We start from the raw sequence: 26,475 nt of genomic DNA, 5'->3' as shown, positions 1-26,475 counted from the left end.
GCAATGAATCGGTCGGGCCGGATTGATTCAAGGAAGTCGTTGGACGCTGCTTCCAAAGAAAGCGAGACTCCGGCCATGAAGGACAAGGATACAGCAACAGTTCATCTTCGCCGCATCGACCAGTCGCAGAATATGCGGCGGTTCTACTCGATCGCCATTCAGCCGACGCTGTTCGGTGGGGCTTCGGTCATTCGAAACTGGGGCCGTATTGGCGCAAACGGCCAATCGAAGATGGAGACCTTCGACGAAAAGGACGAGGCGACGCAGGCATTCGAACGCCTTGCGCGGATAAAGCGCCGCCGCGGTTATCGCACCGTTGACGCTACCGGAAACGGCTAATCTCCGCGAGATTCTTGCGACGGGCAATGAACTCGCGCAGGAGCGGCAGGAAAAAAGCCTTGCTGAAGCGCCCGATCGGCGGTTCCGGCTCCAGATAGAAAGATCTGCCGACAATATCTGTGTTGAATTCATCGAGAATGATCCAGAGGCGCCGGTCGGAGTCGAGACCTGCACGACGTTTCTCGGTGTCAGGAATCTCGGCGGCAAACCGCGACTTCTCAGGCTCCTTGGTGGTGATTGGAAAGAAAAGCACGAAATCACCATCCATACGGCGAAGCCGGACACCGACGGTGACCGGTCGGTCCTTACGTCCTTCGGTCTCTCCCGCGCGGGCCTGCCGCGCCCAAAGATAAGGATAGCGGATGACGGTAGCGGTCTGGATATCGACAAAGCTCATGACCGGCCCTTCTCGTCCTCCTGCGCATAGGATTTGACAGCCTCCTGAAACTCATCGAAAAGGCTGTCCGGCATCATCTCGATCGTGCCGGCGGCACGGACATCCGACTGGCGCATCAACCGCTCGTAGTCATCAATGTTGAGAAGGACGAGGCGTGGCTTGTTGCGCTGGGTGATCGTAACGGGGTGGCGCAGCGCCTCGGCGATAATGTCGCCAGATTTGCGGGAAAGGTCACTGGTCGAATAGGAACCAACGGAACGAGGCATGGCGATCTCCTATCATTGTTGAGATTGCTGCAATATACAGCATTAACAGCATTTACGCAAATATTGGGGAAAGCGGTCTGCCGAGGCGGCGGCGCTTGCTGCAAAGGCGAATGCGGGAAGCCGCCCTTAAAAGGGCGGCTCGCTGCTAATATGGCCCGCCTGCTCAGCCCATAGGGCCTCGCGCTCAGCCAGCGCCTTCTCGATCCAGCGGCGCTCGTTGCGATGGACGATGTTTCGCAGTTCGGCGCCTTATCCTGACCGAGCTTTCTGCTTGGCCAGTCGTCAAAGCGCTTCCGTTAACCCCTCATGGGCGTTGCCCAGTGTCCCTCGCAGGAAAGTTTTCAGAGAGACTGGAATTTAATGGCTATTTGACTCATACAACCACCAGTAAATTAAATACGAGGTTATTTCTGCCTATGAAGCGTCTTGCGTCCAAAATCGCCATTTCGTTGTTTTGGGGACTATCTCTTTCCAGTTGCGCCGAATCCGCGCCGGAAGTGAGCGATGATCAAATCCTCTTGTTATTTTCTTCCTCCTCCATGTTCTCGACAAATGCCGATGCACCAAAGACAATCCCGAAAAGGGCCGAGGAATGCGTTCGTCTTCTTTCCGGACTGGAAGACGCGGTTTTCAAGGATATGCCGCAGGAGATGCTTGGCCAGTTGAAGACCGAATGCCGGCGCACGATCGGCGAACGCCTGCGTGATGCAGCCCTGAACCCTGTAAATCTAAAGCTCGAAGATGTTGAGACTGCGGAATTTGCGGAGCGGCTGACTGTCATTCGCGCGAAAGCGCAGGAGGAGGCACAGGCATTTGCCACACGTGAGAACGAGCGGCGTAAGGCCGAACTTGCCAGACAGGAACAAGACCGACAACAGAAGCGAATGCAGGAAGCAGCCGATGCGCTCAAGGCCGCCCAGGCTCAGTTGGCGTTGATAAAGGATGAATTGCCGAAGAGGCTCGCCGCGGCTGCAACCGCATGCGCCGAATTCGATCAGGCAAAAGAGAACCTCCGTAAGCGCAATGGGCGGTCTCCAGTTCTCAACCGCGCGTGGCGCCCCAATATTTGCCAGAATAGCTACGCGGAGCGGGCAAGTCGTCAGCTGGATCGGGTCGAGCAGGCGGTCGTGAAAATGGCTTCGGAGAAAAACTCGCTCTTTGTCCCCAGTATGCCTTTCCTCGGCGATGCCGACCCGGACAAGATCAAAACAGAAATCGAAAAGATGCAGGAAACGACCAGGAAAATGAAGAACACTTGATCGTCGCGGCTCGAATACGAAATTCCGAACTGCTGTTCTGTCGCCGGACGCCATGTGTGCATCCAGTACCGGAGTGCCTCACGACTTTCCTGACGTAAGGTACCGCCACGCATTGGGGCTTAGGATAAGGTTGCTTCCCGAACAAGAAGCAATCGAGGTAGAAATATGACAACGAGCAATCCGGTAGAGCTCTGCGAGTCCATTCTTCGCGCTGGGATCAGCTACAATACGGAACGCCATATCCTGCCAAGTGAGAACATCGTAGCGCATCGGCTCCTGTCAAGGCAGCTGGAACTGGTAGAGGCGTATGCAGAAATGGTGGGTAAGCTTCAGAAGCACCGTAATGCTCTGGAGACGTGTCTGGGAGCCATCCTCTCTACGAGCGCGTTTTGGAGCCCGGAAAAGCTCGACAAGGCACGAAGGCAACGAGAACGGCTAGATACGGTGAATGCCGCGATTGCGTCAAAAGCAGGCGAATTGGCACTGCTTCTGGACGAACGCTCGGAGCTTCATAACAAGTCATCTTTCCACAGTGAAACCCACTACGATGTCTGCGATGTTATCGTCCAGGCCGCTGCTCAAAACCATCGTTTCAACTCATTTGTCCGGGCGGAATTTTCTGCCCTGAGCGGGCAATACGATCTCAAGTATTGGCCAACGCTCGGTGATTTCGCGCGTACACTGTCTCGTGATGCCGCCGCAGCAAGGTCACTGGCATGCGATCCATTGACAGCAGCCGGGACCAAGGCACGCCGCGCGTCCTTATCTGACTATTTCAAGGCGTTGTTTGCGGCGATCGAGGAGAACAGTGCGAAGGGTTATGGTTTCCTTCCACTCGGGTTCAAGATTAGTGATGGCACATTGGCATCGATCGCAAATTGCGCGCTCGACCTTGGAGCTGACGACATTGTCGATGCCGCTTATGTGAAGAGGTTTCGACAGAGACAGCGAGAACAATCCGCTCGCAATCATGCAGGTGATTTATTGGAATGAGACTGCGTGTCTTTGATCATCACCAGGGCAAAAACCTCCTTCAGAAGGGAGGCCCGCCGAAGATCGACCGTATGCGTCGGCAAGAAGAAGGTCGCGTTCCACGATAGCCTTGGCGAGTTCCTCTTCGATCTCCTGGCGCTCGTCGCGATAGACGGCGTTCCGCAGCTCGGCGCGTTATCCTGACAGTCAAGTGAAAATGTGGCCAAATGGTAGAAAACGAGGGGGAACCGCCCCCTCGTTTTTATTGCCGACCTCATTCGAGGTCAGCAAGATAGAGTGCGATGTCGCTTGCGAACTGCTCTTCCTCGGCCTGCGCCTGAGCGACAAGGGCGGCGAGCTCGGCCTTCGCCATCGCGCGCTCAGCTTTGGTAAAATAGCAGCTCCGAAGCTCCGCACGCAGTTCGTTGATTTGATCGAGAGTAGTCATGTTGATCGTCTCCTTTTGATGACGTCAACGGGGCGACGTGCGCACGAAGCACGGGTCAAGGAGCGCGGAGCGACCGCCAGCGGCGGCGAGTGGGGTGCCGGTTTTATCGGAGCGCAGGGAAACCGGAGCGGAGGCAAAATCGGGGGCCCACGCTCGTCCTTGAGGCGGACTGAGCAGCCGTAAACTAGGGCGGCAGAAAGAAGAGAACCCGCGGCCCCGGCCAGGGGACGCGACCGTATTCCAGATCGGCCTATCCTCGGGGCAAATCGATTTCGAATAATATCTTCTCGATCCCTCCCAGGTCTTTACGCACAGCCAGGCGGGCTCGATGCCCGCTTTCGCTCCCATGACTACGCGGATTAGTCAGTGCCAAAATGCCGGAGCCGGCCCCGATCGCTCGGGGCCGGCTGCCTGCCACTCAGTTCGGGTTGTTCCAGAGGATCACCTTTTTCGCCGGATCGCCACCAGGGGCTTGGGCGAGATTGCCGAAGATCACGCCGATCTCGGGCGCCTCCAGCTTCACCGAGAGGTATTCCTCGCCGGTCTGGCGGGCAATGCGGTTCCAGCCTGCGCCGATCTCGAAGCCTGTCTTGCGATGGATGACGCGGAAGTCGGGCGCTTCCTCGCTTGCCTTCTGGGCATTCGGGACGATAGCGATCGGTGCGTTGACCCGGATAGTGGCGAAAACGCCTTCGAGGCTGCCGTCGGTCTTCTGCGTCAGGGTTGCGATCGTGGTGGCCATGGTATTGTCTCCTTCGGTTGCTCGGGACCATTCCCGATGGCGCACGAAGAGACGGCCGGCAGCTGCGGTCAGCTCGCCTGAAAATTTTGCAAAATTATATTTTCCGCCAAAACAAGGAACCGAAATAGAATTTTGCAGAAATTTCGGGCGAGTCTTACCCCTTCAGGGGTTGGCCGCAAAAGCGGGCGGTCGTCTATACGAGCGACATACAACGGGAATGGTTCGGGGCAATCGAAGGGCAAGAGACCATCATGGCTGCCCGGCCCGGCGCTGTACAAAGCAACCGTACAGCTCCATCAAGTGTTTCGCCACCATCCGGGGCAACACCACCTCCTGGCGGCCGCCTCCCGGCTCAAAAGGCATGCGGTGACGTTCCCATTTCGCCCTTCCTTCGCGGACGGGACGATCGCCACAGCGACCGTTGTCCATTGCCGACCCTGCGGCAACATCTGGTGGTGCTGCGCCCGCCCGATATCCGATGCGCGATCTTTGCAGCTTACCCGGCTATCGCTCGTTCATCCGGACAATGGATATCCTCTGGCACGCTACCTGCCCGCAGGCCAGCAGCTAAGCGAACTGGGACGGCTTCGTCGGCAAAGCCAGGCCCATCGGAGATCACAAGGCGACAGGATCCGCGCAAGTCACAAACGGAATGCCGTAGAGTGGGACAATTCTGATCCTGCGAAACGAAACACGCCTCCTCTGCCGCGGCCTGAGCCATGAGGAGATGATCGAAGGGATCGCGGTGATGAAGCGGGAGAGCAGCAAGAGCGATAAGATGCGCGTCTTTGATATCCAGCCGATCGAAACCCTGACTCGGCAAGATCGCAAGAATCTCTTCTATATCGGCATCAAGCTTACCGATCCGCAGCTTCACGGTGATTTCCCAAAGTGAAACGACACTGACGAGGACATCGTTCTCAGGATCGCCGATAAGGCTCATGCATGGCTTCCCAGCTTCTCATCGTCGTTCAGCCACCACAACAAGGCATGCGCATCGAGAAGTAGCCTCACGCCTCGTCTTCCATCGAGGCCAAAACATCCGCCGGCAGGGTGTCGAAGTCTTTGGCAATTTTGATCTTCCCGCGCAACGCGCCGGGATTGCGAGCGCCAATATCCTTTGATGGCGGTCCGATTTCCGCGACGACCTTATGATGGGAAGTGAGAACAAACCGATGACCATCCTCGACCTGTTTCAGGAAGGACATCAGGTTGCTGCGAAACTCGCGCAACCCGACACGACGGGGAGCAGATGTCTGTTGCCGGGATTGTGGCATAGCGAGGCTCCGATTGAGTGCAAAAATGCGGACACAAATCACCGAAAATGCAAGGCCGTCTTCATCTGATAGGCTCAACAAATGATGTTAGCTGAATTCTCTCCGCGTCAGCCTATCTTTCAAAGAGTACGGCAGCGTAGTCCGATGCACCATGCAAGACATGAACAATGACCACTTGTTCGGCGTCTACACGATAGAAAATAAGATAGTTCCCATGCACCTGGCGGCGAATGCCGTAGCCTTCATATCGGGGCGCCAGAGGAAACGCCAAGGGATTGTATGCCAATGCTTCGCACTTGCCGCGAAGTTCCTGGACGAAGGAGAGCGCCCGGCGCGGATTATCGTTGGCGATGTAATCCGCGATGTGTTCAAGATCGCTTTCCGCCTCGCCGGAAAATTCAACGATCATGCGGACTGTTCATCCTGTTCAGCCATTGCACGATATTTGGCCTCCAGGCGGTCAAACACCTTACTGGCCGGCTTCGTGCGGCCAGCGTCAGCATCGGCCAACCCACGCATAATCGACGCATCGAGTGCGGCCAGCTTTGTTTCTCTGTCCTGCACAAGCCGCACGCCCTCGCGCAGCACTTCACTCTTGGAGCCATAGCGACCTGTATCGACAAGCTGCTGGATATAGCTTTCGAGCTGTTTACCCAAATCGGCACTGATCATGTCAAAACCTCCGTCGCGTGTATTCGCAAAGGATATTCGATTTATCAACTATTATCAATGCTCACCACTTTTTACGTCACATGCAGTATACCCAATGTGATATTTGGAATGTGGCATGCCCTGCGCGTCACAAAACCCGCATGTCGATCTTGAGCGTGTACTGTTTGAAATCGAGAGCAGAAATAACTTAAATATATCATAATATATACAAGGAGGAGGGAGCCATGCCTCATATCACCCGCGTATTTCAGTCCGGTAATTCTCAAGCGGTTCGCCTGCCGAAAGAATTCGTTTCGATGTCGGGCGATGCACTCATTCTGCGCCCGCACGTCGAGCGTGGTGAGGCGTGGTCGTCCCTGAAAGCAGCGATGGTGCGCGGCGTGAGCGACGATTTCATGAAAGGCGGGCACGAGCAGCCCAAACCACAGGACCGGCCGAAGCTTGATAGGGTGTTTCCGATCTCACATCTTCTCGACACGAATACGGTCATTGCGTTGAAGACTGGTCGACCGAAGGAAGTCAACGGAGAGACAGTAACCAGTGCCCTATCCGGTGTGCTCTGTTCGCAAAAGCCGGCTTGATGCCCTCGGCGAAGAGTAGAAACATTGCGTCGATCAAAGCAAACAAAACCGCGATAGCGCTCAGAATAACAATCATCCATCCGAAAGCGATAATAATCGCAAAAGCAGGCTGTCCGAGTGCCGGTCCCCATAGATCGGCATTGCCGACAATCAAGCCGAAGACGAGAAGGATCAGCACGGAAGGCGTTGCCCGCACCGCGAGAAGCAGGACCTCGATAGATCGCAGCGACGGCGAAACAGCGCTATGCTTCATCTGCCATGGAAAACGGAAGCATATTGATGAGGCCGGATCCCTGAACCTCATCTCAAGATATCTGTGCTTCAGTCCGGGCAGCTCTGATATGAACATCCCGATCAATGCCGCAGCTATGCCAGCACCACGGTTATAGCGTCCGTCCGGCGAGGTCGTCAGTGCGATCACTGAGCGGACAATGCTTGCCAGAACAAGGACCCATATGCCGACTGTTACTGCGGTCGCCAGCCACGATGGACTTTCCTGCTGCCTGAACACAAGCGCAAAATAAACAAACCCAAGAGCACCAAGCACGACGGCCGTGCGGAATGGAAACATGACGAATATCTCCGCTCGACGAAGAGATGAGCGTCGTTGTTCAAACGATGAAACAGAGTTCGGCATAACACCCCTGCCAGTCATACGATATCCTGGTCGAACTATAGCATCCGGCCGTGCGACATCAACCATACCCAGCCAGTGCCTTCAGGCTCAATGTTGGCTTCCCTTGCGCGCGACAGGTCGAGACCACTGGCCACATGATGACTTGGGAATATTTCAGAGGCCGCTGCGGTTGAACCGAACGGCCTCTGAAGGGCGTTTACGGATTGTCTCAGCCGAAGCGCCAGACCGGGATGCCGAACTGGCGGGCCTTGTCGGCAAGATTACCGGTGATCCCGGAACCGGGAAAGATGATGACACCCGCCGGCATGACCGAGAGCATGGCATCGTTGCGACGGAACGGAGCCGCCTTGGCATGTTTCGTCCAGTCAGGCTTGAAGGCGATCTGTGTCGCCTTGCGGGCCTCAGCCCAGCAGGCGGCAATGCGCTCGGCGCCCTTCGGTGAGCCGCCGTGCAGCAGGACCAGATCAGGATATTTGGCATGGGCCTTGTCGAGGGCAGTCCAGATTTGCTCATGGTCGTTATAGTCCATGCCGCCGCCGAAGGCGATCTTGGTGCCAGCCGGTATCAGCACCTCCGTCTCGGCTCGCCTGCGGGCCGACAGGAAGTCGCGGCTGTCGATCATCGCCGCGGTCATGTTGGCATGGCTGACCTTGGAGCCTGTGCGCGGGCGCCAGGCCGATCCTGTCTGCGCCTCGAACAGGTCAGCCGCAAAGTCGCGCATGAACTCGAAGGCGTTGCGGCGCTCCAGAAGCGTGATGCCTTCCGCAGTATGGCGCTCCAGCTCGACACTCTTGACCTCCGAGCCATCCTGCTCGCGCTGACCTGTGCGCTGCGCATCCTCGTTGCGCTGAAGCTCGCGCTGAATGCGTTCGCCTGCACGGTGGAAAAGGTTGGGAACCGACCAGAGCAGGTCTTCGAGATCGGGCTCCAGCCGCGTGTCGCCGAGCATTTCGAACAGGGCGTCGAAGATCGCGGTCAGCGCAGACTGGACGATCGGCTCCTCGGGCAAGGGTCGTGGATCCGGCTCGTCCTGGAAAGGGCGATGGCCGTAAAGCTGCATCTCGTAGATGAAGCGGTCGGTCGGAGAAGAGGTGTGGTGTGGCTCGAAGGTGTCGTCGTTGGGAAGCATGAGGTTCATGATGGTCTCCGTCGGTTTGGGCCGCGCCTCTCGCGGCCTGACGGCGATCCCTGTCCATGCGGAGGCAGACCAGAACCGCAGCGCCCCGCGCTGCGGCCACGCAAAGCAGTGGGCCCCGCCGGGGCAAGTTTTTTGTCCCGCGAGGAGCACCGGCTCCGCATCGGCCCGAAAAGTGGGAACCGGTTTTCGGAGCAGCCGATGCGCGAGGAGAGCCGGTGCGGGGAAAAAACTTTTCCGGCGGCGGCTGGCGGCCCGCCCGCCGCATGGTAAGGGTCGCCTCCCGGCAGGCCCGCGGGCGCGCGCCCATCCGGGCGGCGACCGGCAAGCACCGGCCTTCCCAACCACGCCACCGCAACCCCTCCCCCGTCTCCCCATCACGGCCACGTCACGCAGACAGGAGGACCCGAGCATCTTCCGGGGCGAGCTGCACCCGCAGATTGGCGACCAACCGATCCAGTCCGAGTTGGCGCAGATCTTCGTTGAAGTCGCCGAGTTGCGGGGTTAGCACGAGCGGCAGGATGCCGAGCGCCTGCGTCCGACGGCTCAATCCCTCGATGCCGTGCCGGCCGGCGGCATCCGCGTCCGCAGCAATGTAGAGGCGCTCGCACTCGTCCGGTGGCCGGAAGGCGGCAAGGTGATTGGCGGTCAGCGCTGAGGCCATCGGCATGGTGGGCATAACATGCGACAGTGACAATATGCTTTCGAGCCCCTCGCCTGCGATCATGACCGGCACGGGGCCACGAACCGGAAAGCGAAAGCGCACGGCATTGCCGAGCAGGCCGCCGAGCGCGCGCCTAGGCGTATCCACCTGCGCCTTGCCGATGCTGCCCGAGTCGAGCTCGCAGCGATCGAGATACGTGCGATGTACGCCGGTGATCGTTCCGAAGCGATCGGTCACGGCTGCGATCAGCGCCGGAAAACTGCTCGTCCTGCCCGTGACGAGATCGCGATAGTAGCAGGAGGGGTGAAACCGGAGCGCGGGATGCAAAGCTGCCTGCAGGATGCCCCGCTGGCGCAGATAGCTGTCGGCCAGCGTACGGACAAGCGGTTGCGTCATCCGGAACAGGCGCTGCGCGCGTTCGTTTGCCGGCCTGTCAACCGGCGGATCTGGGCGGGCGTCGTCCCTGAGGGACGACGCGGGATCGGGTTGGGGTTCCTTCAGAAAACGCCGCGCCTCGTCGGCCACGTCGCGGAAATCGACCAGCCCGCAGGTTTCCCGCACAAGATCGAGCAGATCGCCGAACTGAGCCGTCGCCGCATCCGCCCACCTTCCCTTGCGAGAACCAGAGAGGTGAACATAGAGCGACTTACCCTTGTTGTTGGCGACATCACCAACAATCCAGTAATTGCCGGCCCTGCGGCCGGCGGAGAGATAATGACGGCAGACCGCCTCGGCATTGCGTGCGAGACGATCCGCCAGCTCAGATGCGGACGACATGACAGTTACCCCCGACCGGCGACGTCGACGATGCGATATCGCTCGATCAGACGGGAGAGGATCGCCAATCCCTCATCCGAGGTCGGGATGAAGAACCTGACCTTCCAGGCGATCATTTCGGAGAACAGGCCAAGTGATCGCAGCCTGTCGCGCATGCCATCGGAAAAGCCGGTGAGCTCGACGCGATAGTCGTTCATCACCCGGATACGCCTGAGGGTCATGTTGCCGGCAAGCGCGACAACAGAGGAGCCGCCGATCAGCGATTGCCAGACCTCAGCGGCGCTGACGACCTCGGTCTGGTCGAGCCCAAAATTCCGGCAAAGCCGCGTAAGACCCTCCGGGGAGACCAGACGTCCCACGACGCGCTCGCCGTCATCGGTCTGGAGACGATAGATCCGGCAATAATCCTGCGGCAGCAGCTTCCAGATCGGCAGCAACAGGCCGGACACTACATGCATGGTCGATACGGAGAATTCGGCGAGACTGGCGACTTCCGCCTCCCATGCGGCGGAGAAGCTCTGCTCGTCCGTCGCTTCCCAGTTTGTTTCTTCGAGCTGACGCACTTCGAAGCGGATCTCGCCCATCGGACGGATGAGCGCGACGCGCGGCTGGATCGAACCGTCGTCGAGCATGACCGATCGGGTCCGAACCTGCACCGCCGGGCGGCCGGACTTGCCGTTGATCATCAGAATGGCGTGCGGATCGCACGCGGCGAGGCTCAGAGCATCGGCAAGCGGCATTGGCCTGTTGCGATCCATACGCTCGATGGTCAGGAGGTGTGATTGAGCGCCGGTGACCGGATGAGTGTAGACCAGCCGCCGGTCCTTCACCGTCATATGATCCGCTGTCAGCGTCTCAAGACCCTTGTCGTAGACGCCCGCGGCGATGGCACCCTCGATGCGGGCGGCCAGCAATTGCTCGAAGGCGTCGAACAGCAGGTTCTGCATGGCGATGGTCAATGCCAGCATGCGGTTGAGGAAGGTGTGGATCGGCGGCAGTTCATCCTTGAGTCCACCCTCTTCTGCCGTTAGCGACAGGCCGGTGATCGCCTCGAATTTTTCCAGCGAGCAACCTTCGATACCGCCGGCATGGACCAGCTTATAGAACTGCCGCAACGCATCACGGGCATATTGGGATTCGAGGTTGTCTTCACTGCGGAACATGCCCTGACCGCCGGTCTGGCGCTGCCCGCGGGTGATGGCGCCGAGCGTGTCGAGACGCCTTGCGATCGTCGACAGAAACCTCCTTTCGGCTTTCACATTGGTGGCGATCATGCGGAAACGCGGCGGCTGCGCCTGGTTGGTGCGATGGCTGCGGCCGAGCCCCTGGATCGCCACATCTGCCCGCCAGCCCGCTTCGAGGAGATTGTGGAAGCGCAGGCGCTGGTTCTTCGCTCCAAGATCGGCATGGTAAGACCGCCCCGTTCCCCCTGCCTCGCTGAAAATCAGGATCGGCTTCTCGTCGTCCATGAAGGCGCGGGTCTCGTCGAGGTTGGCGCTGCCCGGCCGGCTCTCGACGGCAAAGCGAGCGATCGTGCCGCCATCCTCGCGCCGAACGATGCGGCGGCCGCGGCCGGTGATCTCGGCCACTTGACCAGTGCCGAATTGCTGGACGATCTGGTCGAGAGCGGTCGGAATGGCAGGAAGACTGCCAAGCCCTTCGAGCAGCGTATCACGGCGGGCAACGGCTTCGCGGCATAGGACGGGATTGCCATCGGCGTCATAGACCGGCCGCGACAGGAGATTGCCTTCGGCGTCGGAATATTCCTCGAAGAGCTGGGTCGGGAAGGAATTGTTGAGGTACTCGGCGACGATCTCACGCGGCGTGACATCCACCTGGATATCGTTCCATTCCTCTGTCGGGATTTCCGCGAGCCGGCGCTCGATCAGGGACTGGCCGGTGGATATGATCTGGACGATCGCCGCGTGGCCTTCTTCCACGTCCGCCTTGATGGCACTCATCAGCGCCGGCGTCTTCATCGACGTCAGGAGATGGTTGAAGAAACGCTGCTTGGTGCTTTCGAAGGCGGAGCGGGCGGAGGCTTTGGCTTGTCTGTTGAGCGTGCCGCCACACGACGTGATGCCCGAAGCCTCCAGTGCCTGATCGAGATGATTGTGGATGACCTGGTACGCTTCGGCATAAGAGTCGTAGATGCGGACCTGCTCCTCGGTCAGTTCGTGTTCAAGGATGTCATATTCAACGCCCTCGAAGGACAACGACCTGGAGGCGTAGAGACCCATGGCCTTGAGATCGCGCGTCAGGACTTCCATCGTGGCCACGCCGCCGTCCTCAATCGCCGCGATAAACTCGGACCGGGTCGAGAAGGGAAAGTCCGCGGCACCCCAGAGACCGAGGCGTTCGGCATAGGCGAGCGCCTCCACCTCGGACGCGCCGGTCGCGGAAACGTAGACAACACGGGCATTCGGCAGAGCGCGCTGAAGGCGCAGGCCGGCCCGGCCCTGTTGCGAGGCAGACTTCTCGCCACGATCCGACTTGCCACCGGCGGCATTGGCCATGGCATGCCCTTCATCGAAGATGACGACGCCGTCGAAGCCTTTTGCGCTTCCTGTCGCGGCGTCGCCGCTCCCCGCCTCTTGACCCAGCCAGTCAACGATCTGCTGGACGCGTGAGCGCTTGCCTTCGCGCTCATCGGTGCGCAGTGTCGCGAAGGTGACGAAGAGGATGCCTTCATCGAGTTTGATCGGTTTTCCCTGCCGATAGCGTGACAATGGCGTCACCAGCAGCTTTTCCTGGCCGAGTGCCTCCCAGTCACGCTGGGCATCCTCGATCAGGGTCTCGGATTTCGAGATCCACAGGTGCCGGCGACGACCCTTCAGCCAATTGTCCAATATGATGCCGGCGGCCTGGCGGCCTTTTCCGGCTCCCGTGCCATCGCCCAAAAACCAGCCTCGGCGAAAGCGGACAGCGCCTTCGGTCTCCGGGGTGACCGCCTTCAAATTGTCGAAACTGGCATCGAGGGACCAGTGGCCGGCAAGATAACCGGAATGGGCCTCGCCGGCATAGATCACGCTTTCAAGCTGGGCGTCAGAGAGATCGCCGCCGGACACGATGCGCTTTGGCAGATGCGGACGGTAACTCGGTTTGGGCGGGGCGACCGACGCCATGGCGACGGATTCGACCAGCTTGTCCGGATGCGGTCTTGCATCCGGAATTCTGATCGCCTGTAATTGATAGGGTTCGTAGATCCCATCGGCGACATCGGCGCGTGCGTCTGTCGCTTCGTCGCGCAGTTCGTAGGACAGCTCGACGACTTCATCGTCGATCCGGAATACCGGCGAGGACGCCGGACGCGGCGCATGAGCGGCTAAAGGGCAGTTTGCTGGAGCCATCACCGCCGCAGGGCGCATGGTGTCGGCCGCTTTGCGGGCAGCCATCTTCGCTGCACAGGCACTCAGGATTCCGTTGGACAGCGCGCCGATGGAGTTCGGCGCGGTGGATGGGGAGCGAGGCGGAAGGCCCGAGATCCAGGTGAGCAACGTCTCCAGATCGGGCGCCACACCTTGCGATGCAACGAGCTTTGCCGGATCGGCGGCGGCGATCTTGTCGATGACCGTCAGGCGGGTTTCCATCGTTGTGCCGTGGCGGGCGTAGATGCTGCCATCGATCGCGGCGCTGAACAGAACCGTGCCGCGGTCCTGAAGCCGGACGAAGGCGTCTCGCCATTTGGGATTGTCGGGAGAAAGGCTGGAGCCGGTGATTGCAACCAGCCGGCCGCCGGGGGCAAGCCGCGCGAAGGCGGAGGCGAGATGACGCCATGCAGCGTCGACCAACCGGCCTTCGACATGAACGCCGGCGGAAAACGGCGGGTTCATCAGCACGACGGTCGGACGAGTCGCGCGATCGAGATAGTCGTCGATGTGGGCGGCGTCATGCTGCGTGATCGGCGAACCCGGGAAGAGATGCGTCAGAAGGCCGTGGCGAACAGGAGCATATTCGTTGAGAGACAGTCGCGCACGAGCGAGTTCCGCGAAGATCGCCATCAGACCGGTTCCCGCCGACGGTTCGAGCACCAGATCACCGGCCATGAGGCCTGCGGCGCGGGCCGCGACATAGGCGAGCGGCATCGGCGTGGAAAACTGCTGGAGCTGCTGGCCTTCTTCGGAGCGCCGTGTGTGGGTCGGGATCAAGCCTGCAACCTTGTTGAGCATGGCAAGCGCTACCTGCGACGCATTTGCACGGGCTGCGATTGCACCGCCGAACTTGCGCAAGAAAAGAACTTGTGCGACTTCCGTTGCCTCATAGGCGTCCTTCCAGGACCAGAAGCCCTCGGCATCCGAGCCGCCAAAAGCGTTCATCAGGATGGTGCGAAGATCGGCTGCGCCGATGGCATGGCCGCGTTCGAGAAACGGCAGAAGCTCACGGCTGGCGTTGAGAATGTTGTCCGCACGGCTGGCGGAAACAAGCGAAGTAGCGGCCGTGTTCGCGGCGCGGGAAGAAATGATGTTCATAGGAGATCCTGTCGAGAGCGGGAAAGGACAAGTCCGCCCGGACGCTCTCCAAACCCCGGCAGGCCCCCCTTTCCGGCCCCTCTCTCCCTCCGGGGCGACATAGGCGGCAGGCTCCCGGCTTGTCATCGGGGCGCGAGTTTGAGGTTGCCGAATACGGCGGCGGCACCTGCCGATACCTCATGCAGGACAGCTTTACCGCCGGCGACGATCCAGTCCGCGGCCTCCTCAGCCGACAATTCGCGAACATGAACGAAATGACGTTCTGCCGTGGCGCGTTGGCGCTCGAAAGCATCACGGTTCTCGAAAGCGTAGAGCGTATCGCCGGGGCCGTCCCAATAAACGACCGCGAAGCAGGCAGGCCGGACGACCTCAGAGCGGAAGTTCAGAAAAACCGGCGCAACGGCCGGCAGCCGGACATCGATTGCAAGAATGGTCATGGTACTCTCCTGAGAAACGAAAAGGCCCGACGCTCCGTGGGGAGCGTCGGGCCTGGCTGGGGAGGGGATAGCTGAGGCTAATCACACGACAAGCGCTGCCGATCAGGGCAGGCTCGCGGGCACGCCTTCGAAAAAGACTTTGTCAGTATTGGCTTCGAACGGCTTCAGGATGCGGCCGTTAACGGCGACGCACTCACTGATCCAGTTGTAGTCGAGCTTCGTGTGTCTGCCGAACCGGTCGGCGGGCACATAGACGATCGTGAAATGCCGATATTCCCGTCCATCGGCCGTGACATGGACATGGGGACCTTCGATTGTGATGACTATTCCGCCCGTGCCATAAGAGGTACGGATCATCATGCCGGGACGAACGAGCGCAGCGACATCCGGCGCACCCGGAGGCGTCGAACGGTAGCAACCCGGATCATGCGCCCCAAGTCGAGCTGAATAGAGCGAATGGGCGAGATGCTGGGGCATCTCGCCGGGCCGGGGTTTACGCCGGATCTGCATTCCCGCCTCCACTGTCGTCCTCGCTCCGCAACCGCTCGCCGGGTCGGACCTGTTGCTCGGTCAGAAAGCCGTGAGAATTGTTTGGATCGGGAGGGAAATAGGTTTCATAAGGGTTTCCATCAGCCAGGTGCCCAAGAGGAGTGAACACGTGGGACGCTCCATCACTTCCGACAGCACACAGCACGTAACGCGGCTCCCGCGTGCTCGAATCCACGCATTCCATAAGTGCAAGGTTCCCGTCCGCCGCCGCTCGCAGCAGGGTGCGGAAATTTGTCCTGATATAATTGGGTATCGTCATTTCGTTCCTCCTGAAAAAGAAAAACCCGGTTTACCACCGGGCAGCGGGGTTGTGGATGCGGGCGGCCAGCTGTTCAGAGCCGGGACGCGTTGACGATAGCCTTGAGCGAACGCACTCTCTCCAGCCTCGGCCGGCCGGCGCTCCACCGGCCGATCTCCCTTCTTCACTGTGCAATCGCCCTCCCTCCGTGGCTGCAGCGCTGGCGAGATTACGTCATACTGGTTCGCGACCCCATCCATTACTGACTAATTTACGGTAGTAAAATGCGCGATTGCCGGATAGATTTGACAGTAGAGAGGGAGAGCAGGGATGCGAAAATTTGCAATCGGAAATCATGTCACCGAGGAAACCGGCCCTGAATTGCAGGAATTTCTCGCCCAAGCCTACGAGCAGCGTTTGCGACCATTGTGCATGTGCAAGGATCCGTCCGTGCCAATGTACATCGCCCGTGTCGAGGACCAGTATCTCATCAAACGGATGCCGCTATCGGGACGGGACCATGATCCTGCCTGCCCTTCCTATGAGCCGCCCCACGAGCTTTCCGGCCTCGGCCCGCTGATCGGCAATGCGATCCAGATCGATGCCAGCGGCAAGACCGACCTGAAACTCGATTTTTCGCTGACGAAACGGGGACCACGTGGAGCACCTGGTGCATCGGCTGAATCATCTGAAGCCGGCATCCACAGCGAGCCACAGAAGCTGTCGCTCAGGGCAATGCTTCATTATCTCTGGGAGGCTGGCGAATTGACGGAATGGCGCTCAACCTGGAAAGGCAGGCGCGGCTGGGGGCGGGTTCGCTCCAGTCTCATCAATGCTGCGTCACAGATGTCGGCAAGAGGTTGCCCTCTTATCGACATGCTCTATGTGCCGGAAGTATTCCAGCCGGAGGACAGGGATGGCATCGCCGCAAGGCGGGCGGCGGCACTAAAGGGCGTGCAGGCGACGAAGTCGGCGCCGAGGAAGTTGATGATGATCGTGGCCGAAGTGAAGGAATTTTCCCCGGCGCGCGAAGGCCAGAAAATCATCGTGCGACACACGCCTTTCCCGCTGATGATCGAGGACGGCGCATGGCGGCGGCTGGCCGCGCGCTATGAAACCGAGCTCGAACTGTGGCGGTCGAGCGAGGCTTTCCATTTGATTGTCATCGCCACCTTCGGCATTTCCGCTGCTGGCATTGCATCGGTGGAAGAGATCGCACTGATGGTGGTCAATGATCACTGGCTCCCGTTCGAGGATATTCACGAACTCAGGTTGCTGGAAAAGCTCGGTCACCTGAAGCGAAAGACCGTCAAGGGGCTGCGTTTCAACCTGCCGCGCGATGCACCGATCGCGTCGGTGATCATGCCGGAGCAGAAGCCGGCACCCGTCGCAATGTTTATCGTCCCTCCAAGTGCCGGTGACGACTATGAACACGCCCTTGCCGACGTGATCGAAACGCGACCGGAGATCACCCCGTGGGTCTGGCGTGTGGCGGACGGCGAAATCCCCCCGCTCCCTTGATCCGGGTTCGGCGCCACCGCCCGTTGACAGGACGCGGCGAATAAGAGCACCTGCTACGGAGAAATTCATCCGCTACAGTCAGCCGGAGCATCATGAAGCCAGAGAAAAAGCCGTTTGTCGTTGAGTTCAAGAACCGGCGTCGCCAATCCACGCAACAAAACTCGATCTGGGGCGCAATCGACCTGAAAACAGCAAGCAATCAGGTCGCCGCCAATGAAATGGCTGGCGTGATTGACGCAAGCACGGCCGAACAGCCGTTGGACACTGGCGCGCCCCTGAATATCCCCAATCTCAGCGCATGACGGCCGCATAGACCAGTTCCGACACGCCCATCAGGTCGCTCCTCGTCACGAGCCAGCGCGGCTTGAGTCCGGGTTGACGCCGGGTGCGTTTCTCGTGATGACATCCTGCCGACGGCACCTGACGGCCACCATCACGTCGTCGAGAAACTCTTCCGGTTCGCCCGCGCGGTCGGCTCCTTCGTCGGACCAGAGCAGGGCCTCAACGAAGGCTGGCGCGAAATCGAAATCGAAGGTGAAGCCTTCTTTTTCAAGTTCCTCGAACAGGCGGTCATAGATGTCGAGTGCGAAGGGCACGAGCGCACGAACATGGGACCGCATAGCCTGCCATCCAACGACATCCCAGATTTGCGCCATGCGGACGATCGTCTCCGGGACAGGCTGCCCGTCCTGATGAAGCCCGCGAAAATAAAGCATGGCCTCCCAGATGCAGAGTGCCGCCTCAAACTCCTTCACCCTGAATGGATCGCTTGAAGCAATACCTGCCAAGGCGCTGTTGCTCTCCAAACGGGCCGATGGCGAGGCAGCAGACCGCAACGCCTGGTCCTGGAGCCGGAAGCGGGCGAGAAGATCTTCGCTGCTCGCACGATGGATGGCCTTGGCGGTGATCAGCGAAACGCCGGCGCCGTAGGACTCGGGACGTTGAGACGGGTGGTTCATCCATTGGATCACGGTGACTTCGCGCAAATCCGTGGATCGCGCGACGATGCCCTGGACAACGAATTGCCACGGGAACTGACTGAGATCGATGCTGATCATCGTGTCGTCTTGGGCCACGTTACCACCCGCCGGCAGAAGGGCGAGGACACGGCTGGCGATGAAGACATTGACTGGCTCTTCGGTAAATTGCGCCGAGGCGCGATACGCATCGGCCAGTTCGCTGCGCGCCACGCGGATCGGATTGGTCGGCCCGAAATCTGTGAACAGGATAAGGCCCGCCTCGGTCTCGCTGCACTCGAGCACATTGGTGAGGATCAGCATTTCAAGCGGGCTGATGTCTGCGAGCGGAATAGGCGGATAGGTGTAAATTCTGGTTTCGAGAGTGGTCATGACGGCTCCTTTCCATGAACGTCAAAACCCGGCGCGATGGCCGGGCTCTTGTGAGGAAATGCTGAATGCTGGTGCGAGGGTCGCCGCTAACCGGCACGGTCAGGTTCCGCGGCGGTATCTGCAGTACACGGCATCCCTTCAAGGGAAACCTTGCGGTCATCGATCCGGATCACGACCGACCCTTTCGTCGGGAGACGCCACACCACCTCGCGCTCAATGGCGCGGATAATGGCATTGAGGTCTGCCTCGGCCTCCGACTGCAGCAGGTTGACGCTCAGGTCCTCCGCCTCGTCGGAAAACCATTCCAGTTGCTGATCGTAAGATGCATCGTCGGCGTCGTCGGACGGGCAAAACAGTGCATCGATCAGGAACATTCGCAACGCCACCGGCGTGATCGTTGATTGTCGCGTCACCAGAATGTCCGCCTCGTGGAGCGAACCGTATTCGGGACCTGCGACGATCAGGTCGGTTTCGAGACGCTGGATATCCACGGCGTGCCCATCTACCACCTCAAGGACGATCTCGAGCCGGTCCGGTCGTCCCTCGGTCTCGAACGAGCCGACTGGCTCGATCTCCTCACCGGCATCGCCAGTGACCATTTTATAGCCCGTGAGGCCGATCCGGCTAAGCCGGTCGTACCAGAGATAGCCGGCAAAAGCGTGGTTCGGTTCGAAAACCGGCGGAGCATCGCTCCAGGCGGAAAACGCACGCGTGACGTTCTGCTCTTCAAGAGGACCGCCGCCCTCGTAGATTTGAGCGTTCACGCCAACTGGCTTCGCGGGCAAGAGTTCATTGCGGTCGGCTTCGGCGAAGATCGGGGAAAATGGTCTCAAGGCAGGTGCAGCCTCACTCAGGTCGACGCCGAGAGTGCGTCCCCGCTGATAATCCTTGAACGACAGGCTATGCGGGCCAGAAGCCGCAGTCAGGCGGAAATAGATGCGGTCGATCGCCTCCAGCAGGGCATCGAACATTTCGTTGCGTACCACCTCCTTGCGCGCTGGCAGCACCAGCTTGAGATGGGCGCAATCGACCACATCGACCCGCGCGAAGAAGGATCGATGCCATGACTGGCGAAGCTCAGGCAGCGGCATTCCGAGCGTCACACCGTGAAAATTGGCGTTGTCGAAATTGTATCGACCGGGATTACGACTGAATACGCCGATCCGTATCCCGCGCCATTCCTCGATATGTTCGGCCTCACCGAGGAAATCCGACGACGGCATGATCTCACCGTTAAATTCCACCGCGACGGGATAGAAGCGGGCCGCATGCTGAACGGCTCCGGCAATGTTCTCGCTGGCCGTCTCGGGAACAATAACAGTCACACCCTTATGGTTATCCGGACCGGGCCCGACGTTGACGGGCTGCTTGCCATGAAAGGCGTCCGCGCTCGCCTGGATAAGCCACGAGTCCGATGTCCCCTTCCGCTGGGCGATGATTGTGGTCCCTCGATTGGCAAGAGCAAAGAAGCCCATGCCCGCGGCGTCTTCGGAAGATGAGAGCGCTTTGGACCAACCGCTGTGCCCCAGGGAAAAGAGCGATCGAGGGTCTTCGAGGCCGGCGCCATTGTCCGCGATGCGCACGGCTTTGCCGAAACGTGGACCATCAATCTGGTCGATCACCACCTTTGTCGCGCCGGCGCGGCGTGCGTTTTGCAGCAACTCATTGAGAATATCGTCGATCGCGGCGTTGAACAGGCGGCCGACCTTTTCGATGGCTTCTGCCGCGACCTTGGCGTGGAATGAGAAATCGGTCATTTCGGTTCTCCAGAACAGAAAGCCCGGCGCGACGGCCGGGCGATTGAAGGAATGGATGCGGATTTACGTCGGGCTGCCTTGGTCAGGCGGCGCTTTCGAGCAGTTTCTTCGCCTTGCCTTCGAGCTCGAGCCGGGTATCCTGATGCGACTTTCCCCGCGCCAGCGCGGTGATGCCCTGCACAAAGTCAAAGATCGACTCGGGAGGTCTGCCCTCCTCGGACAAAACCGTCTCGATGATCTTGCCCGTTTCGGCCTTGGAGAAACCCCGGCGGCGCAGGAACGTCTGCCTATCCTCGTCATTGCGGGCAACGACGCGTTCACGGGCAGCCCGAATGCCGGCGATGAAGGGTGCCGGGGAGGAGTTTGCGAAGTTTGTCAGCGCCGGAGCGGCCTCGTGGGCGAAGCGTTGTGCGGCGAATTTCGAGTGGCGAATGGTGATTTCCTCGAAATTTTCGGTGCCCCAAAGATTGCGATTGGCACACACTGCCCGCAGGTAAAAGCTTGCAATTCCAAGGGACTTGCTGCCAACTTCGCTGTTCCAGGCATAGAAGCCGCGAAAATACAGGTCCGGCTCACCGTTCGGCAGGCGGCCCGCTTCGATCGGATGGGTGTCGTCGCAGAGAAAGACGAACACGTCGCGATCGCTGGCATAAAGCGTCGTGGTGTCCTTGGTAATGTCGACGAAGGGGTTGTGGGTCATGGTCGACCAGTCGAGCAGGCCCGGCACCTTCCAGATCGTGTCGCCGGTACCATTCCCGGCAATGTTCATGATGGCGGCGATCAGATCCTTGTCCCAGATCCGGCCGTATTCCGGACCGGTCACCGCCCGAAGTTCGAGGCGGCCGTCATCCATCTCCAGGGTTTTCACCATTTCGGCATTGCGGTTGAGGAGCCCATGCTGAAGATTGATCGCTGCAAGCGGCGCAGGAAGCTGGCGCATGTAGCTTGCGGGTGCGCCGACCAAGCTGCAAAGCTGCCCGTAGCTCCAGTGCGTCGGCGCAAGCGCCTCACGCCCGCCAGGGACGATCAGGGACAAGCGCTCGGTATTGTCGCGGGTCGCTTCAACACGGATTTCGGCGGTCTCGACCGTGCGGACGCGCGCACGCTCGGTCCTTGCGGTGACGGCGCGATGAAGATCGGAGAGCGACAGATAGCGCTCGTCGTCGGGACGCGAGAACCATTCGGACGACACCCGGCCTATGCGTTCGCCGCGGGAGATGTCGACCTTGAAACCCGACGACGCCGATCGTTGGGCCTGAAGGGGGCTGGAAATCATGGTGTTCATGTCGAAGTCTCCTGAAACGAAAGAGTGGATGATGTCGCCGTCAGGCTGGCACGGCGGTACGGGCAATCCCGGAAGCCCTCTCCGGCCCTTCCGCAACTGCCGCCCCGCAAACCGGCCCTCCTCCCCCTCTTGCGACCTCGCAACAATCGCTTCCAGTCGGACCATTAACGGTCTATATTCTGGTCAAAAGGAGTTCGGGACGATGAAACTATCGGAACAGGTCAAGCCCATCAGCTACCTCAAGGCTCATGCGCCGGAGGTCATTCGCCAGCTCGCCGATAACCGACAGCCGGTGGTGATCACATTGCATGGCGAGGCGAAAGCCGTGCTTCAAGACGTCACGCAATATGAAGAGACGCAGGAGACGCTGGCGCTCCTGAAGGTGCTGGCACTGACAAACAAGCAGGTAGAAGACGGGAAGGTCCGCCCCGCGAAAGAGACCTTTGCGCGCCTTCGTGCGCGCCTGGCGAAGCCCGAAGCCTGATGCCGTATCAGGTCCTCTTTACGGAGGATGCGGAACGGGACATCGAAGATTTCTACCGCTTCCTCGCTACCCGGGACGGAATCCAGACTGCGGAACGAATTCTGGGCGAAATCGAGGAATCCTGCCTGGGGCTTGAGGATTTGCCCACCAGGGGGAATGTTCCGAAGGAACTAGCAGGCCTCGGCATCACCGATTATCGGGAACTACATCACAAGCCCTGGCGAATGATCTATCGGATCATCGGAGAGGATGTGATCATCTATTGCATCGCCGACGGTCGGCGAGACATGCAATCCTTCCTCGAACGACGGCTATTGCGCTGAGCAGCACGATCGCGACGCTCGGATGTCACCAATCATGCCAAGGCAGATCCTCGACCTGCTCTGCATCACGATCAAGCAGGACATGGCTGAAGCCTTTTTGGCGCGCCCATGTCATGACGGCAAAGAGATCATCGGGAATGCGCTGGTCGGCCACGCCGGCGTTTTCATCATGGGCGTAGAAGAACCAGCCGTAATCGGCGTAGCTCCCTCCGACGCAAGGCCAATCTGCGCAGGGTGTGCTGTCGAGCATCGTTGCGGTTGCGGCGCTCACATGACCTGTCGAGATGGTCACGAATGCACGGATTTCGAATGTCTTCATCAGTTTCGACCTTTCCCGATTACGGGAGTGATCGGCCGGGCGGTGCACCGTCCGGATCGATCCACTTAGACTGCTGGATGGTTACGCCGTCGAGGCAGGCGCACATTGATACCTCAGTCGATCGCCTCAATAATTTGTGCGGCTTCAGCATGCTCAGCTGAGTAAACATAGAGGCGGCCATAGGCTTCCGAGAGATGGTCGGACGGATACCGGAAGGAGAGATGCGAGAAAGCAAAAAGCGTTGCGATAATCCCAGCAGCTTCCGCCGATACCTCACCCTGAAACCCGGTGATTTCGCCGGTGATCCGAAAGCGCGATCTGGATCGCGGCGCCAGAAACAGCGGCGTACCCTGATGCTCATAGAAGTCCCAGAATCCGCCGCGGTAGTCGAGAGGACTCAGCCGTTCCATGAGGCTGTAAACAGCGTTCTCGCCGATGATCAGCAGCGAGCGCCCGAACAGGGTCGGGAGGAATTTTAAACGGCGCTCGTCAGGAACAATGGCGGCGGATTGGGGGCCAGTTTCGAATACAGACATCGATCTTTCTCCAGAGAGGCGAGTGGGTCAGTCCGGGCAGCCCTCTCTCGACCGTCTGGTTCGCCCTCTCCCGGCCCCACTCCTCCTCTTCCCAGCTGACCAACGCCCACCTGCGCCGCCGCACTCGAAAGGTCTCAGCGGCCAACCTGCGATCACTCTGGATGGAGACGACGGGCCGCTGACCGGATCGCTGTCATTGCCGCGTGAAATTCGGCGTTACTCACCACACCGGAAAGATCCACCGTTGAGACGGTGGTCTCGCAAGCTGACTGGATCTCTTCGTCGGTCACCGAATCCGTCAAAAGTGATCCGAAGCTGTCATCGACGTTGAGTACGGCGACTATCGCGCTGCGGACCCGGTCTTCGTGCAAGCGCGCGAGAACATGGCTTGCCCTCGGTGCGTCGATCTGCTCCTCGGGATCGGCTGCACAGGAGAGAATTGCCTCACCTCGCGCGATTGCCCACGCCGCCTTGCCCCGCCAGTACGGCGGCAAAGCGCGCGGCGCATGTGCATCGTGGACCATCATCTTCAGCAGCCCCAGCAATATCTCGAAGTGGTCACCACGGCGCTGGACCGCTTCGTTAAACTGTGCCGGCACGGGGATCGATGATCCGGTGTTGTGAGCCTTTTCACCTCTCCAAATGCCGGTGACGTGTACCTCACCGGAGGCATCATAATCCTTCCGTAAAGATTCCCAGTTGTCGTCCACGAGCGCGGCCTTGCAGGCCTCCTCCGGCGTGTCGGGGATATAGGTGCCATGCCGAAATATCGGCAGGGTATAGGTCGTTTCGATCGTGTAAGCGGGCATGGCGCGTACTCCTTAAAAACAGAGAAGCCCGGCTCTCGTCCGGGCTTCCGTTAGGGCGGGCTTCGGTGTGGTTACTCGGCGGCTTCCAGATGATCACCGTCGTCGTCCGGATCGGTAGATACCTCCTCCGCATCCTGGTCCCGGGTCAGGAAGGCCGGCAGATCGACGTTGTCAGGTTGGGCGGTATCGTCTTCGATACCGTCGGAGATCACCGCCGAATCGACCACGGTGACCGTGGTCGATTCGGCGGCTGGAAGCCGCAGCACTTCGGGTAGCCATCCGCTGCCTTCCAGCAAACGTGCCGCCTCGCGCGCCATGTCGGGCTTCTTCAGATGATCGATAAGCTGTGCCGACTGTTCGCCCTTTGCCTCGCGGACCGCCTGCAGGATATGCGCCTTGGTCACACGCTCGAGGTAGTTGTCGACCGTCGGCGTCCAGCCCGCTTCCACCATGCCAAAACCGAGCGAACGGGCGAGCTGTCGGGCATGGATGTTTTCCTTGCTCCGCTTGTTCCATGCCTGGACCGTGGTGTTTACCGACAGCGAGACGCAATGCGCAAACAGCGCCATGCGGCTGGTTTCATCGAGCGAGACCAAATAGCCCCAGACCTCGTCAGCGTTCGCGGGAAGATCATGACCCCACGATTCCTGCCGCTGTTCGATCTCTTTCGCCCAGACCGTATCGCCGAGCCCCTGTGCCTGACCGAATGTGGTGTGCTGGAGCGTGATCTCCAGGCACGAGTCCGCCCCGTATCTGTAGAAGATCTTGAGGACGGCGACATGGAGCGCGGCGACGAATGCCATCACCGGATCGTTCGCCAGCGCATTACGAAGAGCGACGGTGCGGGCGGCCGTCAGATCTTCTATGACGCGATCGGAAAGAGGGCGAAGCTTTCCGTCGTCGTCCTCCGGCTCTTCAACGCCGGCAGGCTTGCCGTTAATCGAAACGCCTCCGTTCACCGAGGCCGCAACGGTGTCTTTTCCGCCGTGACCGTCGCCGTCATTGGTGTCAGCGTCATCCGCCTCGACAGCGGGCTCATCCTCGGGCCGGACGAAACCACGTTCGATCTTCAGTTCGCCGTTGACGGCAAGCGAGATAAAGGCGCCGCCGCGCGCGACATCTTCCGGATCGAAGACATAGCGCCGGTCGTTCAAAGCATCCAGTTCATTCCCGAGCTCTTCAAGTCGAGCTTCTGTTTCCTCGGAGTAGTCTTCTGTCTCGGCATAGTCGGCGTCGAGCTTGTCATACTGCGCCTTCAGGGCATCATGACGAGCAAGCTCTTCCTCCGTATATTCCGCCTGTTTGCCATAGAAACGGCGAAGGCCGGAGGTATGACCATATGAGAAGTCGAAGGCCGCCTCGACCCATTTCCAGCCTTCTTCGGCCTTCAGCGCCTCCGCGTCGGCGGTCAGCTTTTCGATCACGAGCTGTTCGAGCAGCGCCGGATCCTGCAGCCATCCGCCATTGTCCGGTTCGAACAGGTCGCGCATGACGACACCGCCGGCAGCCTCGTAAACGTCGATGCCGACATAGGTGGCGCGGCGATCGGCGGCCCGGACCGCGGTTTCCGTCAGCATGCGGCGGATGTAATTGCCATCCTGGCTATAGGACCGCGAGACCGTGTCCCAAACCTGCTCCTGGCGAGCGTGGTCATTGGTGATCGAGAATGCCATAACCTGCCCGAGCTTCATCTCGTCATTCGCGTAGATATCCAGAAGCCGCGGCGAGACCGACGCCAGCCGCAAACGCTGCTTAACCGTCGCAACCGAGATATGGAGGCGTGCGGCGATCTCCTCCTCATCGAGCCCCTGTTCGCGGAGCTTCATGATGGCCCGAAACTCATCGAGCGGGTGGAGGTCAACACGCTTGATGTTTTCGGCAAGCGAGTCCTCGACTTCAGGCGTTTCGCCCTTGCTGACGATGCACGGAACAGCGGCGGTCTTCGACAGCTTCTTCTGGCTGACCAGCAGTTCCAGCGCGCGATAGCGACGACCGCCGGCCGGGATGCGGAAAATTCCGGTCTCGTTGCCGTCGGCATCGATCTCGGCGCGGACGTTGAGACTGGTCAGCAGTCCGCGATGGGCGATGTCTTCGGCAAGTTCCTCGATCGAGACGCCCGCCTTAATCTTACGAACGTTCTGCTGGCTCAAAACGAGCTTGTTGAACGGGATGTCGCGCCCGGCATTAAGCGTGATTTTCTGGATGGCCTGTGCCATATCGTTTCTCCGTGGCG

General features: G+C 59.8%; 29 protein-coding genes and 2 pseudogenes. 9 read left to right on the top strand and 22 right to left on the bottom strand.

Annotation, left to right across the window (positions count from 1 at the left end):
• The first annotated feature begins 75 nt into the window (after positions 1-75).
• Positions 76-339 carry a WGR domain-containing protein gene (locus ACIQUH_RS19665; protein ID WP_400818003.1) on the top strand — a complete coding sequence of 88 codons (264 nt, stop codon included), beginning with the start codon at positions 76-78 and terminating at the stop codon, positions 337-339.
• Here the strand turns inward: ACIQUH_RS19665 and ACIQUH_RS19660 are convergent.
• Together ACIQUH_RS19660 and ACIQUH_RS19655 are read right to left on the bottom strand one after the other, a co-directional pair.
• Positions 323-736 (bottom strand): hypothetical protein, encoded by a 414-nt coding sequence (locus ACIQUH_RS19660; RefSeq protein ID WP_400818001.1) that lies wholly within the window; start codon positions 734-736, stop codon positions 323-325. The genes ACIQUH_RS19665 and ACIQUH_RS19660 overlap by 17 nt on opposite strands.
• Positions 733-1,002, bottom strand: coding sequence for a type II toxin-antitoxin system prevent-host-death family antitoxin (locus tag ACIQUH_RS19655; RefSeq protein WP_400818000.1), 270 nt, complete (start codon positions 1,000-1,002; stop codon positions 733-735). Before ACIQUH_RS19655 ends, ACIQUH_RS19660 begins: the two co-directional genes overlap by 4 nt.
• Positions 1,003-1,418: 416 nt before the next feature.
• Here ACIQUH_RS19655 and ACIQUH_RS19650 point away from each other — a divergent pair, with 416 nt between their 5' ends.
• From ACIQUH_RS19650 to ACIQUH_RS19640, 3 genes are all read left to right on the top strand, one after another.
• Entirely contained in the window at positions 1,419-2,261 is an 843-nt protein-coding gene (locus tag ACIQUH_RS19650) for a hypothetical protein (RefSeq protein WP_400817998.1), read from the top strand.
• A 165-nt stretch (positions 2,262-2,426) separates the two neighbouring features.
• The gene (locus tag ACIQUH_RS19645; RefSeq protein WP_400817996.1) at positions 2,427-3,254 is read left to right on the top strand and encodes a hypothetical protein; all 828 of its coding nucleotides are present in this window, start codon (positions 2,427-2,429) and stop codon (positions 3,252-3,254) included.
• A gap of 6 nt (positions 3,255-3,260) precedes the next feature.
• Positions 3,261-3,437 carry a hypothetical protein gene (locus ACIQUH_RS19640; RefSeq protein WP_400817994.1) on the top strand — a complete coding sequence of 59 codons (177 nt, stop codon included), beginning with the start codon at positions 3,261-3,263 and terminating at the stop codon, positions 3,435-3,437.
• A 70-nt stretch (positions 3,438-3,507) separates the two neighbouring features.
• On the opposite strand, the gene ACIQUH_RS19635 is transcribed toward ACIQUH_RS19640, so the two are convergent.
• From ACIQUH_RS19635 to ACIQUH_RS19610, 6 genes and pseudogenes are all read right to left on the bottom strand, one after another.
• The gene (locus ACIQUH_RS19635) at positions 3,508-3,681 is read right to left on the bottom strand and encodes a hypothetical protein (protein WP_400817992.1); all 174 of its coding nucleotides are present in this window, start codon (positions 3,679-3,681) and stop codon (positions 3,508-3,510) included.
• A 418-nt stretch (positions 3,682-4,099) separates the two neighbouring features.
• A complete protein-coding gene (locus tag ACIQUH_RS19630; protein ID WP_113082129.1) occupies positions 4,100-4,423 on the bottom strand; it encodes a DUF736 family protein in 324 nt (107 codons plus the stop codon).
• A 615-nt stretch (positions 4,424-5,038) separates the two neighbouring features.
• Positions 5,039-5,437: pseudogene (locus ACIQUH_RS19625) on the bottom strand (type II toxin-antitoxin system VapC family toxin).
• Positions 5,434-5,700 (bottom strand): type II toxin-antitoxin system Phd/YefM family antitoxin, encoded by a 267-nt coding sequence (locus ACIQUH_RS19620; protein WP_400817990.1) that lies wholly within the window; start codon positions 5,698-5,700, stop codon positions 5,434-5,436. Before ACIQUH_RS19620 ends, ACIQUH_RS19625 begins: the two are co-directional and overlap by 4 nt.
• Positions 5,701-5,812: 112 nt before the next feature.
• Positions 5,813-6,109 (bottom strand): type II toxin-antitoxin system RelE/ParE family toxin, encoded by a 297-nt coding sequence (locus ACIQUH_RS19615; RefSeq protein ID WP_400817988.1) that lies wholly within the window; start codon positions 6,107-6,109, stop codon positions 5,813-5,815.
• Positions 6,106-6,372 (bottom strand): type II toxin-antitoxin system ParD family antitoxin, encoded by a 267-nt coding sequence (locus ACIQUH_RS19610; RefSeq protein WP_400817986.1) that lies wholly within the window; start codon positions 6,370-6,372, stop codon positions 6,106-6,108. Before ACIQUH_RS19610 ends, ACIQUH_RS19615 begins: the two co-directional genes overlap by 4 nt.
• Before the next feature lie 224 nt (positions 6,373-6,596).
• Here ACIQUH_RS19610 and ACIQUH_RS19605 point away from each other — a divergent pair.
• Positions 6,597-6,827: pseudogene (locus ACIQUH_RS19605) on the top strand (antitoxin); the annotation flags it as partial.
• 64 nt (positions 6,828-6,891) lie between these two features.
• On the opposite strand, the gene ACIQUH_RS19600 reads toward ACIQUH_RS19605, so the two are convergent.
• The 7 genes from ACIQUH_RS19600 to ACIQUH_RS19570 form a co-directional block, all read right to left on the bottom strand.
• Positions 6,892-7,524 (bottom strand): hypothetical protein, encoded by a 633-nt coding sequence (locus ACIQUH_RS19600; protein ID WP_400817984.1) that lies wholly within the window; start codon positions 7,522-7,524, stop codon positions 6,892-6,894.
• Between the two features lie 274 nt (positions 7,525-7,798).
• Positions 7,799-8,728, bottom strand: a complete 930-nt coding sequence (locus ACIQUH_RS19595) for a DUF2493 domain-containing protein (protein ID WP_400817982.1) — start codon at positions 8,726-8,728, stop codon at positions 7,799-7,801.
• A gap of 385 nt (positions 8,729-9,113) precedes the next feature.
• Positions 9,114-10,166, bottom strand: a complete 1,053-nt coding sequence (locus tag ACIQUH_RS19590) for a toprim domain-containing protein (protein ID WP_400817980.1) — start codon at positions 10,164-10,166, stop codon at positions 9,114-9,116.
• A 5-nt stretch (positions 10,167-10,171) separates the two neighbouring features.
• Positions 10,172-14,635, bottom strand: coding sequence for a strawberry notch-like NTP hydrolase domain-containing protein (locus ACIQUH_RS19585; protein ID WP_400817978.1), 4,464 nt, complete (start codon positions 14,633-14,635; stop codon positions 10,172-10,174).
• A gap of 122 nt (positions 14,636-14,757) precedes the next feature.
• The gene (locus ACIQUH_RS19580) at positions 14,758-15,072 is read right to left on the bottom strand and encodes a hypothetical protein (protein WP_174023247.1); all 315 of its coding nucleotides are present in this window, start codon (positions 15,070-15,072) and stop codon (positions 14,758-14,760) included.
• A gap of 102 nt (positions 15,073-15,174) precedes the next feature.
• Positions 15,175-15,582 carry a hypothetical protein gene (locus ACIQUH_RS19575; RefSeq protein ID WP_400817976.1) on the bottom strand — a complete coding sequence of 136 codons (408 nt, stop codon included), beginning with the start codon at positions 15,580-15,582 and terminating at the stop codon, positions 15,175-15,177.
• Positions 15,566-15,880, bottom strand: coding sequence for a DUF6117 family protein (locus ACIQUH_RS19570; protein WP_400817974.1), 315 nt, complete (start codon positions 15,878-15,880; stop codon positions 15,566-15,568). The genes ACIQUH_RS19575 and ACIQUH_RS19570 overlap by 17 nt, the downstream gene beginning before the upstream one ends.
• A 309-nt stretch (positions 15,881-16,189) precedes the next feature.
• On the opposite strand from ACIQUH_RS19570, the gene ACIQUH_RS19565 reads away from it, so the two are divergent.
• Both ACIQUH_RS19565 and ACIQUH_RS19560 read left to right on the top strand, forming a co-directional pair.
• On the top strand, positions 16,190-17,380 hold the full coding sequence (locus ACIQUH_RS19565; protein WP_400817972.1) for a DUF1173 domain-containing protein: 1,191 nt from the start codon (positions 16,190-16,192) through the stop codon (positions 17,378-17,380).
• A 92-nt stretch (positions 17,381-17,472) separates the two neighbouring features.
• Complete coding sequence (locus tag ACIQUH_RS19560; protein ID WP_400817970.1) at positions 17,473-17,682, top strand: hypothetical protein; 210 nt, start codon at positions 17,473-17,475, stop codon at positions 17,680-17,682.
• Between the two features lie 45 nt (positions 17,683-17,727).
• Here ACIQUH_RS19560 and ACIQUH_RS19555 read toward each other — a convergent pair whose 3' ends face one another.
• From ACIQUH_RS19555 to ACIQUH_RS19545, 3 genes are all read right to left on the bottom strand, one after another.
• Positions 17,728-18,729 (bottom strand): hypothetical protein, encoded by a 1,002-nt coding sequence (locus ACIQUH_RS19555; RefSeq protein ID WP_400817968.1) that lies wholly within the window; start codon positions 18,727-18,729, stop codon positions 17,728-17,730.
• An 86-nt stretch (positions 18,730-18,815) separates the two neighbouring features.
• Positions 18,816-20,486 (bottom strand): hypothetical protein, encoded by a 1,671-nt coding sequence (locus ACIQUH_RS19550; RefSeq protein ID WP_400817966.1) that lies wholly within the window; start codon positions 20,484-20,486, stop codon positions 18,816-18,818.
• Between the two features lie 82 nt (positions 20,487-20,568).
• Positions 20,569-21,771: a DUF932 domain-containing protein gene (locus tag ACIQUH_RS19545; protein WP_400817964.1), complete on the bottom strand. Its 1,203-nt coding sequence runs from the start codon at positions 21,769-21,771 to the stop codon at positions 20,569-20,571.
• 202 nt (positions 21,772-21,973) lie between these two features.
• Here ACIQUH_RS19545 and ACIQUH_RS19540 point away from each other — a divergent pair, with 202 nt between their 5' ends.
• Positions 21,974-22,255, top strand: a complete 282-nt coding sequence (locus tag ACIQUH_RS19540; RefSeq protein WP_174028656.1) for a type II toxin-antitoxin system Phd/YefM family antitoxin — start codon at positions 21,974-21,976, stop codon at positions 22,253-22,255.
• Positions 22,255-22,578 (top strand): type II toxin-antitoxin system RelE/ParE family toxin, encoded by a 324-nt coding sequence (locus tag ACIQUH_RS19535; RefSeq protein WP_400817962.1) that lies wholly within the window; start codon positions 22,255-22,257, stop codon positions 22,576-22,578. The genes ACIQUH_RS19540 and ACIQUH_RS19535 overlap by 1 nt, the downstream gene beginning before the upstream one ends.
• Positions 22,579-22,603: 25 nt before the next feature.
• Here ACIQUH_RS19535 and ACIQUH_RS19530 read toward each other — a convergent pair whose 3' ends face one another.
• The 4 genes from ACIQUH_RS19530 to ACIQUH_RS19515 form a co-directional block, all read right to left on the bottom strand.
• Positions 22,604-22,897 (bottom strand): hypothetical protein, encoded by a 294-nt coding sequence (locus ACIQUH_RS19530; protein WP_400817960.1) that lies wholly within the window; start codon positions 22,895-22,897, stop codon positions 22,604-22,606.
• Between the two features lie 113 nt (positions 22,898-23,010).
• Positions 23,011-23,433 (bottom strand): antirestriction protein, encoded by a 423-nt coding sequence (locus ACIQUH_RS19525; protein WP_400817958.1) that lies wholly within the window; start codon positions 23,431-23,433, stop codon positions 23,011-23,013.
• A gap of 152 nt (positions 23,434-23,585) precedes the next feature.
• Positions 23,586-24,242 (bottom strand): hypothetical protein, encoded by a 657-nt coding sequence (locus ACIQUH_RS19520; RefSeq protein WP_400817956.1) that lies wholly within the window; start codon positions 24,240-24,242, stop codon positions 23,586-23,588.
• Positions 24,243-24,313: 71 nt separating this feature from the next.
• On the bottom strand, positions 24,314-26,458 hold the full coding sequence (locus ACIQUH_RS19515; protein ID WP_400817954.1) for a ParB/RepB/Spo0J family partition protein: 2,145 nt from the start codon (positions 26,456-26,458) through the stop codon (positions 24,314-24,316).
• Positions 26,459-26,475: the final 17 nt, after the last annotated feature.

Origin of the sequence: Agrobacterium sp. NPDC090283 (assembly GCF_044769685.1) — a bacterium.
In the GTDB taxonomy this organism is placed as follows: Bacteria; Pseudomonadota; Alphaproteobacteria; order Rhizobiales; family Rhizobiaceae; genus Agrobacterium.
Note: the sequence above shows the minus strand (reverse complement) of the source record. Positions and strands in the feature narration are given on the sequence as shown.

What these genes read in the sequence shown, in the direction of transcription:
- ACIQUH_RS19595 (WP_400817982.1), bottom strand. Translation starts at nt 8,728, where the DNA reads ATGAACCTCATGCTTCCCAACGACGACACCTTCGAGCCACACCACACC.
- ACIQUH_RS19620 (WP_400817990.1), bottom strand. Translation starts at nt 5,700, where the DNA reads ATGCCACAATCCCGGCAACAGACATCTGCTCCCCGTCGTGTCGGGTTG.
- ACIQUH_RS19660 (WP_400818001.1), bottom strand. Translation starts at nt 736, where the DNA reads ATGAGCTTTGTCGATATCCAGACCGCTACCGTCATCCGCTATCCTTAT.
- ACIQUH_RS19610 (WP_400817986.1), bottom strand. Translation starts at nt 6,372, where the DNA reads ATGATCAGTGCCGATTTGGGTAAACAGCTCGAAAGCTATATCCAGCAG.
- ACIQUH_RS19615 (WP_400817988.1), bottom strand. Translation starts at nt 6,109, where the DNA reads ATGATCGTTGAATTTTCCGGCGAGGCGGAAAGCGATCTTGAACACATC.
- ACIQUH_RS19520 (WP_400817956.1), bottom strand. Translation starts at nt 24,242, where the DNA reads ATGCCCGCTTACACGATCGAAACGACCTATACCCTGCCGATATTTCGG.
- ACIQUH_RS19515 (WP_400817954.1), bottom strand. Translation starts at nt 26,458, where the DNA reads ATGGCACAGGCCATCCAGAAAATCACGCTTAATGCCGGGCGCGACATC.
- ACIQUH_RS19540 (WP_174028656.1), top strand. Translation starts at nt 21,974, where the DNA reads ATGAAACTATCGGAACAGGTCAAGCCCATCAGCTACCTCAAGGCTCAT.
- ACIQUH_RS19570 (WP_400817974.1), bottom strand. Translation starts at nt 15,880, where the DNA reads ATGACGATACCCAATTATATCAGGACAAATTTCCGCACCCTGCTGCGA.
- ACIQUH_RS19560 (WP_400817970.1), top strand. Translation starts at nt 17,473, where the DNA reads ATGAAGCCAGAGAAAAAGCCGTTTGTCGTTGAGTTCAAGAACCGGCGT.
- ACIQUH_RS19555 (WP_400817968.1), bottom strand. Translation starts at nt 18,729, where the DNA reads ATGACCACTCTCGAAACCAGAATTTACACCTATCCGCCTATTCCGCTC.
- ACIQUH_RS19630 (WP_113082129.1), bottom strand. Translation starts at nt 4,423, where the DNA reads ATGGCCACCACGATCGCAACCCTGACGCAGAAGACCGACGGCAGCCTC.
- ACIQUH_RS19580 (WP_174023247.1), bottom strand. Translation starts at nt 15,072, where the DNA reads ATGACCATTCTTGCAATCGATGTCCGGCTGCCGGCCGTTGCGCCGGTT.
- ACIQUH_RS19590 (WP_400817980.1), bottom strand. Translation starts at nt 10,166, where the DNA reads ATGTCGTCCGCATCTGAGCTGGCGGATCGTCTCGCACGCAATGCCGAG.
- ACIQUH_RS19585 (WP_400817978.1), bottom strand. Translation starts at nt 14,635, where the DNA reads ATGAACATCATTTCTTCCCGCGCCGCGAACACGGCCGCTACTTCGCTT.
- ACIQUH_RS19530 (WP_400817960.1), bottom strand. Translation starts at nt 22,897, where the DNA reads ATGAAGACATTCGAAATCCGTGCATTCGTGACCATCTCGACAGGTCAT.
- ACIQUH_RS19545 (WP_400817964.1), bottom strand. Translation starts at nt 21,771, where the DNA reads ATGAACACCATGATTTCCAGCCCCCTTCAGGCCCAACGATCGGCGTCG.
- ACIQUH_RS19535 (WP_400817962.1), top strand. Translation starts at nt 22,255, where the DNA reads ATGCCGTATCAGGTCCTCTTTACGGAGGATGCGGAACGGGACATCGAA.
- ACIQUH_RS19665 (WP_400818003.1), top strand. Translation starts at nt 76, where the DNA reads ATGAAGGACAAGGATACAGCAACAGTTCATCTTCGCCGCATCGACCAG.
- ACIQUH_RS19650 (WP_400817998.1), top strand. Translation starts at nt 1,419, where the DNA reads ATGAAGCGTCTTGCGTCCAAAATCGCCATTTCGTTGTTTTGGGGACTA.
- ACIQUH_RS19600 (WP_400817984.1), bottom strand. Translation starts at nt 7,524, where the DNA reads ATGTTTCCATTCCGCACGGCCGTCGTGCTTGGTGCTCTTGGGTTTGTT.
- ACIQUH_RS19575 (WP_400817976.1), bottom strand. Translation starts at nt 15,582, where the DNA reads ATGCAGATCCGGCGTAAACCCCGGCCCGGCGAGATGCCCCAGCATCTC.
- ACIQUH_RS19550 (WP_400817966.1), bottom strand. Translation starts at nt 20,486, where the DNA reads ATGACCGATTTCTCATTCCACGCCAAGGTCGCGGCAGAAGCCATCGAA.
- ACIQUH_RS19525 (WP_400817958.1), bottom strand. Translation starts at nt 23,433, where the DNA reads ATGTCTGTATTCGAAACTGGCCCCCAATCCGCCGCCATTGTTCCTGAC.
- ACIQUH_RS19635 (WP_400817992.1), bottom strand. Translation starts at nt 3,681, where the DNA reads ATGACTACTCTCGATCAAATCAACGAACTGCGTGCGGAGCTTCGGAGC.
- ACIQUH_RS19655 (WP_400818000.1), bottom strand. Translation starts at nt 1,002, where the DNA reads ATGCCTCGTTCCGTTGGTTCCTATTCGACCAGTGACCTTTCCCGCAAA.
- ACIQUH_RS19645 (WP_400817996.1), top strand. Translation starts at nt 2,427, where the DNA reads ATGACAACGAGCAATCCGGTAGAGCTCTGCGAGTCCATTCTTCGCGCT.
- ACIQUH_RS19565 (WP_400817972.1), top strand. Translation starts at nt 16,190, where the DNA reads ATGCGAAAATTTGCAATCGGAAATCATGTCACCGAGGAAACCGGCCCT.